The organism is Microcystis sp. M53602_WE12, assembly GCF_030065455.1.
GTDB classification, from domain to species: Bacteria; Cyanobacteriota; Cyanobacteriia; order Cyanobacteriales; family Microcystaceae; genus Microcystis; species Microcystis aeruginosa.
On the sequence record NZ_JASJFB010000210.1, the window covers coordinates 1 to 5,700 of the forward strand.

Genomic DNA, 5,700 nt, shown 5'->3' on the forward strand with positions numbered 1-5,700 from the left:
CGATCGCTAACTAGAGTGTGACACTTCATAATTCTTAGTAATCGCTAAAAGTCTTACTATACAAGGGCTAGAGCAACTTTTGATTTCAACGACTAGGGTGCGGAATGTGGGATATAGATAAGTAAATGGTTGGTTCTCTTATTCTTTGTGTGATCGGTGTAACTTATATAGTAGCGATCGATCTTTGTGTCCTTTGTGTCTGGAGTGGTTGGTTTCACTCATTCGCCCGCAAATCTACTCAAATCTGGCGCTGCTGATTTTTTATCTCAGTTTGAAGAGGGGCTAAAAACTGGCGCAATGTGGACATCGATCGAAAGACTAAGCTAAACTGGTAATGACTATGTATTAGGGCGGAGGTCAACGGATACAACTATGGACAATTTGGAGGTAAAACAAAAACCGATCCGGTGTTTAGAAGATGCGATCGAAAGGTGTCAAACTTTAGGAATGCGGGTTAGTCGTCAGCGTCGCTATATTTTAGAATTGCTGTGGCAAGCGCAGGAACACCTATCAGCGCGAGAAATTTATGATCGTCTCAATCTGCAAGGAAAAAACATCGGTCATACCTCAGTGTACCAAAACCTAGAGGCCCTATCGGGTCAAGGCATTATCGAATCTGTGGAACGCTGGGACGGCAGACTCTACGGTAACATCAGCGATTCCCACAGTCACGTCAATTGTCTGGACAGCCAACAAATCATCGATGTGCATATCGAACTTCCCCCAGAATTAATTAAACAGGTCGAGGCATCGACGGGGGTAAAAATTACCGATTATCGCATCGATTTCTATGGCTATAAACAAAATAAATGAGCCGGATAACTGTATAATTGACCCTGTGAATAGTATCCGTTGACAGGCTGCAACTCTTGTGATCGATCGCCCTCTCACCTTAATTATCATCGATAATGACCCGATTTTCCGCTTGGGTCTGGTGCAGGCCCTGTCGCGGATAGAAAATATTAGTATCGTCACCGAAGGGGATTTAGAAACAATTTTCGCTTTGACTCTTAATCCGGCCCCCGAAATTATTATTATTGATCCTCTCTTTGATTGGTCTTACTGTGAAATTCTCCACTCTCGCTATCCTGAAAGTAAAATTGTTCTATTAACCTTTCCTCTCGACTCCCGACAGCAACTAATCGCCAGAGAATTAGGCATCGCCGGTTATATTCCCAAAGGCACAAACCTAGAGCAATTTATCACTATTTTAGGACAAATTTCCCGGGATGAATCCCCGGATGTTGCCCCTTCTGCTCTCACCATTGCTACTCGTTCAAGTTTAGCCCCTAGCCATTGGTTAATCAGTGCCGGCAAAACGGGATTAAATCGCATCGAAAGTGAATTACATTTAATTGATCTCCATCTCAATCAACAGTCTTTATCCGGCTTTGATCGCTTTTACTGGCAGGGGAGAAAACGAGAACTTTTAGCAGCCCTATGGCTAGTGAGAAAACTAATTCCCCTGGAGGGTAGCTATTACAATTCAGCTGCAGTCACACCCTCGGTAATAATTAACAATATCGATCAAGAATTACCAATTTTAAGCCGCGAGCGTCCCCTCTGTGTTTCGGCGGTTTTTGAGTCCACTTTAGCGGTCATTCGATCGCCTTTAATTAATAGAACAAAGATTAGTTTTGAAATCGATGTTTTACAGGATAATCGGCAACGGGAATTATTATATTTAGTTCTCGATGAAATTCGTAAAAATGTCGATGAAATCAGATATTTACAGATTAGCAGCGGGGAATTAACCAGTCGCTTAAATCTGATTATTTACGATATCTGGGAGAAAGTGACCCGTAAATTTTTAGAAATTAATGCCTCGGTTTATGATGAAATTAGTAAAGGCAGACTTAACGAAATTATTCTGGAAGAAAGAGAGGCAATTCAAACAGAAATCCTCAATAAAATTCCTTTTGCTCTTGACTTATTTTCCTATTTAGTGTACGAAAATAGTTTAACTATTGACGGAGTAGAATACCGGGCTAATGCTCCTGAAACTATCGCCAGAGCCGAAATTCTGCTGCAAAATCTCATTCATAATATTGCCAATGCAGTGACGGTAATTATTCTCAATAACTTCTCGGAATCGGAAAGAATCAAACAAAAACTTTACCGGTCAGAATTTCTCATCGCCAGAAAATTAGCTAAAATCCGGAATGAATTATCTTGGAAATACCGACGGCAACAATATTGGCAAGAACCTAAAGATATCTTTGAAAGTCAATATCAATTATTTCACTATAGCGAGGGACAAATCAAATCTCTAGCCATTTATTCCCCTCGACAGGAAGAATTAAATAGTTTAACAGGCATACCCTGGTTAGTTTCGATCGCCTTAGAATTAAGAGACTCTTTATCTCCTCGTTTACGCGCTTTTTTTCGGGTGGTGGGTAAGGGAGTAGTCTATATTCTTATCCAAGTTATCGGTCGCGGTATTGGTTTAGTAGTTCGCGGGGTTTTACAGGGAGTCGGTAACACTTGGCAGGAAGTCAAAGGTAAAAAGGGATCATGAATTATGACTGATAACTGATAACTGATAACTGATAACTGAAGTAGTTATAATTAAATTGAAGATGGATTTTGCCTCTGATCCCCACTGCCCCTAGGGTTGATTCATAGTAGGGTTGATTCATGAATCAACCCTACCCTGCCCCCTTGATCAGGGGGGTGTCTGACAACTTTTAACACCTATCTACTTAACTGAAGTGACAGTAACTTTTACAATTCCTTGTCAAAACTGTATTTATCGCGAATTTGTCCGACAAAAAACTGTCCTTTCGATGGTGCGGACTGAAAGTCTTTATATACTGCCAAAGGTAGATCATGATAAAGATAGATACCACCGTGATTAAATTCCACTTTCAGAATTTTTTTGTCCTGATCGTAGTCAAAAGATTTAATCGCTGTACTTTGACTTTTTAATAAGGGGAAAGCAATCACATCGCGAATACTGGCAGAATCGGTTAATAACATGATCAGGCGATCGATGCCAATTCCTAAGCCTCCCGTGGGGGGCATTCCGTATTCTAAAGCGGTTAAAAAGTCCTCATCAACTCCCTGCGCTTCCAAATCTCCAGACGCTTTTTTGAGTGCCTGTGCTTCCAATCTTTGCCGTTGATCGATGGGATCGGTTAACTCAGAAAAACTATTAGCTAATTCCCGTCCAACCACATATAATTCAAATCTTTCCACGAGGTCAGTTTTTGAGCGATGGGGTTTAGCTAAAGGCGAAATTTCCACGGGAAAATCTAGCACAAAAGTGGGCTGTATTAGGGTTTCTTCGACTTTTTGTTCAAAAGCTTCATTTAAGAGCTTACCGATGGTTTTACAGTCCTCTGGAACGCCAATGCCGGCATTTTCTGCGGCAATACGAGCCGACTCGAAATCCTCAAAACTATTCAAGTCAACCCCGGTTATTTCTTGGACTAATTCGTGCATAGTCACTCGTCGCCAAGGGGGAGTTAGGTCAATTTCCCTGTCTTGATAGGTGATTTTCAGCGTACCTAAAACATCTTGTGCAGCATTAACAATAATGTTTTCGGTTAACTCCATCATGTCATAATAATCGGCATAGGCCTGATAGATTTCGATGGAAGTAAACTCGGGGTTATGTTTAGTAGAAACCCCTTCATTACGAAAAATTCGGCCTAACTCAAAGACTTTTTCAAAACCACCGACTATTAATCTTTTTAGATGTAATTCGGTGGCAATGCGGAGATATAACTCCATCTCCAGCGTATTATGATAGGTGATAAACGGTCTAGCATCGGCTCCTCCCGCTTCACTTTGTAGCACGGGAGTTTCAATTTCAATAAAACCTTCTTGGTCTAAATATCTCCGAATAGAAGCAGTAATTTGGGCGCGACGGCGAAAAGTTTGTCGCACTTCAGGATTAACAATTAAATCCACATATCTTTGTCGATAACGCTTTTCTACATCGGTTAAACCGTGCCATTTATCCGGTAGAGGTAAGAGGGATTTGGTGAGAATTTCGTACTCGTTAACATAGATAGATAATTCGCCGCGTTCTGTGCGTTTAATTGTGCCTTTTGCTCCTAAAATATCGCCTGTATCTGTTAATTTAATCACTGTGTTAAAGGCATTCGGCACGGCGGACATAGTTTCACTAATGCGTTTTTTATCGAGGTATAATTGAATCGTTCCCGTTTCATCTTGCAGGTTAAAAAAGGCTAGTTTACCCATAATTCTTCGGGCAATAATCCGACCAGCAATTGCTACTTCAGCGCTAATTTCTTCCCCCGGTGCTAAGTCAGCGTACTGCTCTTGTAATTGTTGAGCGTGAGCGGTGGATTTCCACTGGTAAGCGTAGGGATTTAAGCCAGCTTTTTGCAATCCTGCCACTTTTTCTAAACGAGCGGACCGGATTTCTTCGAGGGTAGAGGAGGGTTGATTTTCAGGATTTTGTGCTTGAGATGCCATCGTTTTCTAAGAGGAACAATTCTGGGGAATTTTTAGGTGTTGGGGATTTCAGTTATCAGTTATCAGTTATCAGTTATCAGTTTACTGTTTACTGTTTACTGTTTACTGTTTACTGTTCACTGCTCACTGAAAAATTATCGTCCCATTTCTCGCTTTAATTTTTTCAATTCTTCTTCCATTTCCCATTCTTTAAATTTTAGATCGAGATTATCGTAGTTTGAGCGCTGATAGTCCGATTCTTGGGGTTGATCCCAAAAAGTGGTTTCCCAGTCAGGGGACTGATTTTTAGGGGCTTTTTCGGCTTTAATTTGCACTTCTTGACGACGTTGTTGGACTTGTTGCAGTAACTCTTGGGATTGAGTCAGACGTTTTTTCACCCCTTCCATCCGTCCCCAAAGTTGATTACCCTGACGGAAGAGGGCCGCCTCGCGTTCACTAGCAGCCTTAAGCAAGTCCTGCCGTCCAGCGGCCTTAGCCTTATCAATTCTAGCGTGCCAAGTTTGGATATCTTGGGCAGTGGCCAAAATTTGCTGTTCGAGACGTTGACGCTCATTTTCTAGGGCGCTAATTAGTTTAGCAGTATCGCGCTCCTGTTCGCGCAGTTGTTCCACCAGCGCCTGTAATTCTAATTGGGGATGACTTCTGAGAAATTCTTCCAGTTGGGTTTCAAGAAAGCGACTGACATCATCAAATAGATTGCCCATCTGTGCAGTATCCTAAATTTGCAATTAAAGTCTAGGAGCGATCGATTTTAATCCCCCTCTTTTTAGCATAGGCTAGATCAACCCTAGATTTAAATGGGGTCTGCTGAAAAAGTTTTTCCTGGGGGCAGGGTGTGGGGTGTAGGGTTTTACCGATTTTGAGGTAGTCAGTTACCTAATTTTCAGGGAAAAAGTCCAGGAATTTTACCCCCGATCCCTCCAATGGTCGGCACTTTTTGAGGTCAAAAAAGTCTAAAAGCCTTATCCAACAAGGTTTTTAGATTTATTCAGCAAGCCCTAAATATATTTGGGAAAAGTAGTACAAAAATGTTATTCGGTTGTGGGTTAGGCAGGGGGAAACCCGTATAATAAAACTAAGTAGCTGGTTATAATTAGGGTTTGCGGCAAAAAGTTTGTTGGTGGGGTTAGGAGTCGGTCGTCAGTAGCCGGTCGTCGGTCGTTTCAGGCTTTGTTGCCCTCTCTTTTTGTACCAACTTATGTACTACAAGAAGGATAATGCCAGGTTTTTGAGAGTCCCAATCCGATTTTCGCA

The 5,700-nt window shown here is 41.7% G+C and carries 4 protein-coding genes; 2 read left to right on the forward strand and 2 right to left on the reverse strand.

Annotated features, from left to right (window positions below; all coding sequences use genetic code 11):
* The first annotated feature begins 372 nt into the window (after window positions 1–372).
* Window positions 373–813: a Fur family transcriptional regulator gene (locus PX482_RS07670; RefSeq protein WP_002798934.1), complete on the forward strand. Its 441-nt coding sequence runs from the start codon at window positions 373–375 to the stop codon at window positions 811–813.
* 58 nt (window positions 814–871) lie between these two features.
* A complete protein-coding gene (locus tag PX482_RS07675; protein WP_288094887.1) occupies window positions 872–2,518 on the forward strand; it encodes a DUF3685 domain-containing protein in 1,647 nt (548 codons plus the stop codon).
* A gap of 206 nt (window positions 2,519–2,724) precedes the next feature.
* On the opposite strand, the gene lysS is transcribed toward PX482_RS07675, so the two are convergent.
* Both lysS and PX482_RS07685 read right to left on the reverse strand, forming a co-directional pair.
* The gene (gene lysS, locus PX482_RS07680) at window positions 2,725–4,446 is read right to left on the reverse strand and encodes a lysine--tRNA ligase (RefSeq protein WP_288122277.1); all 1,722 of its coding nucleotides are present in this window, start codon (window positions 4,444–4,446) and stop codon (window positions 2,725–2,727) included.
* Window positions 4,447–4,580: 134 nt separating this feature from the next.
* On the reverse strand, window positions 4,581–5,150 hold the full coding sequence (locus PX482_RS07685) for a TIGR04376 family protein (protein WP_002763860.1): 570 nt from the start codon (window positions 5,148–5,150) through the stop codon (window positions 4,581–4,583).
* Between the last annotated feature and the right edge of the window lie 550 nt (window positions 5,151–5,700).